Below are 2,331 nucleotides of genomic sequence, written 5' to 3'. Positions count from 1 at the left end.
CCACTTTACTCTTATCTTTCTGAATATTGAAATCATATTCTTCGTTAATTTGTTACAAATAGTAAAACCTCTCGTAGTTGAACCGTGACAACTCACTTTGCGTGGTGTCCAATGTCTTTAGGCGTTCAGGTATCTCATGTAGAGGTGTACCATTGTCCAGAAGCCTTCTTAGTTGTGTAAACATGAGACGGTTTGTCTTGTCCATGCTATCCTTATCAGTAACCACACCATACTCTTCTGCTTCACTCATCTCAGATATGATCATACCAGAGAACAAACCATGCAGCCCTTCCTTCTTGGCAAATTCCATGGCATGACACCATATACCGATGATGTCTCCACAATGTTTGCGAAGATAATAGGCTTGCGGATGGCCTACAATTATACCGTCAAAGTCTTCTTCCTCATCGCTCTTGCAAAAGAACAAGCCTTTGTCTGAACCATGACCAAGCAGCATGATACGCTCGCTTGGAGACGTGTGGTGAAGCAGATGTCCCATCTCTTTGTTGGAGCAATCCGCTTCAATCAACCGTGCTCCCAACCCTTCATAAAGGATTGAGAGCATTTCGGTCGTTTTATCTGTCGGATGTATCACTAACATGGTCTTTCCTTTTATCTCGTTTATGATAATATGGAGAGAAAAGTAACCTCTAATCTATCACTTCATTGGCTTGACATCATCGAAATTCATCTCTTTCTCTATCAAGAAAATCTTTGGTCAGTTTTACCAGTCTTTTGTTTGCAAGACACAGATGTTCCTGCAAGTTCTTCTTGACAGCATTGTTGTCTATCTTTCCTCTCTTGTAGTTCTTGATGAGCAGATTGATATTTTCGAGTTTACTTCTTAGCAACCATTCAAACATTGTACCTTGCTCACGAGGCAGATCGGAATACCACTCGTCGATGCCGTCACGATGTGCCCGATAAGTGGTTAGCGTGTACATATAGTCATCGTGAATGAGTTTCGTTGTCTCTTTGTCATTACACAGATCCACCAGTTGCTTGTATGCTTCTATCAGCCGATAGTCAACAGGCATGACAGAACGCCAGGCTGCCATATTCATGTCGGCTTGGGTACCACAGTCGTATGTTTCCACAACTCCATTAATTACCCGAAATAGTTTTTCGTAACTATTAGGTTCTTGCCATTCGCCACCTGTTTTTTTATAGAAGTGCTTCATCTGTAGTCGTGCTACCTCATGCCAGACAAAGGATGCGCTTGCTTCGTCCGTACCCGAATTGACCATACTTGCGTATGAATCGAACAGGGCAATAACGATAGAAATGGTGTCTTTGTAGGCTTTTGTAAGCCACTTGTTATACTCTTCATTGTCCATGCCCAAGTCTTCCAGACTGTAGCTACCAGTTTTGCTGTACGCTGTATCAGCGATGGATAGCAAGGAGTCAACCATATGTTCTGAACAAGTAACGTATGCCATCACTTTTTTCTTGTCAACATCCAGATGTTCCAAGACAAATGGAATGCTGTCTTTAGCAACCATCACCGTATCGGATTCCTGATTATCCAATCTGCTTTTGTTCCCTTTACAGGAAACTGCGGAAAGGACAAACAGAAACAATACCGTCATTTTAAATATTGTAGTAGTTTTCATGTTGTTCATTTTTGTTATTCAATATCTATTCTTGCCACCTCATCCACATTTTTTATCTTACGGATATTTTCAATGGCTTGCTTTAGTTCGTTGGAAGAATGTACCTCAAAATCCACCGTGGTTTCCACAATGCGGTCTTGGGTTACTGTATGGAGTTTCGAAATGGATAGGTTCTGTTGCTCTGTAATGCAAGCAACCACGTCACTTAGCAGATGATGGCGGTCGATGCCACGGATGCAAACACGAACGGGGAACAGGAATTGTTCGTTCTCCTTGAAATCCACAGCTACAATGGTATCGCCCTGCTTGGATGCCTGACGGATAGCGGTGAGGCAGTTGCGCTTGTGGAGCGTAATCTGTCCCTCTGTATTCTTGAAACCGATGACTTCGTCTCCCGGCAACGGATGGCAACAGGTACAACGCTTATACTCCATCTTTGGACGGTCGGTGAAGAAACTGCCCAAACTACGCTTTGCCTTATAGGTAAGCACATGGTTCTGCCAATCTGCTTCAGGTACTGCATCCTCTGCAGTGCCTATCTCTACACAATCGCCACGATGGAGCACCGTCTTGACAGAGGACAGCTTACCATTGATACGTGCATACACGGCATGAAGTCCAACTTCGGTATGAATTTCGAAGGCAAAATCGAGTGCAGTGGCATACTTGGGCAGTACGATACATTTGCCTTTGGGTGTGAAAGCCATAATGTTATCAT

3 protein-coding genes are annotated in these 2,331 nt (G+C 43.3%); all 3 read right to left on the bottom strand.

Annotated features, from left to right (window positions below; all coding sequences use genetic code 11):
- Nucleotides 1–52: 52 nt before the first annotated feature.
- On the bottom strand, nt 53–601 hold the full coding sequence (locus ST42_RS11505; protein ID WP_044073608.1) for a hypothetical protein: 549 nt from the start codon (nt 599–601) through the stop codon (nt 53–55).
- A gap of 76 nt (nt 602–677) precedes the next feature.
- Nucleotides 678–1,529, bottom strand: a complete 852-nt coding sequence (locus tag ST42_RS11500; RefSeq protein WP_231557035.1) for a hypothetical protein — start codon at nt 1,527–1,529, stop codon at nt 678–680.
- 98 nt (nt 1,530–1,627) lie between these two features.
- Nucleotides 1,628–2,331: ACT domain-containing protein (locus ST42_RS11495; protein ID WP_044073606.1), on the bottom strand; the 704-nt coding region annotated here is incomplete at its 5' end.

Source organism: Prevotella pectinovora, assembly GCF_000834015.1.
GTDB lineage: Bacteria > Bacteroidota > Bacteroidia > Bacteroidales > Bacteroidaceae > Prevotella > Prevotella pectinovora.
This window is presented reverse-complemented; position numbering and strand designations above follow the sequence as displayed.

Coding starts and splice junctions, on each gene's coding strand:
- ST42_RS11505 (WP_044073608.1), bottom strand. CDS start 601: ATGTTAGTGATACATCCGACAGATAAAACGACCGAAATGCTCTCAATC.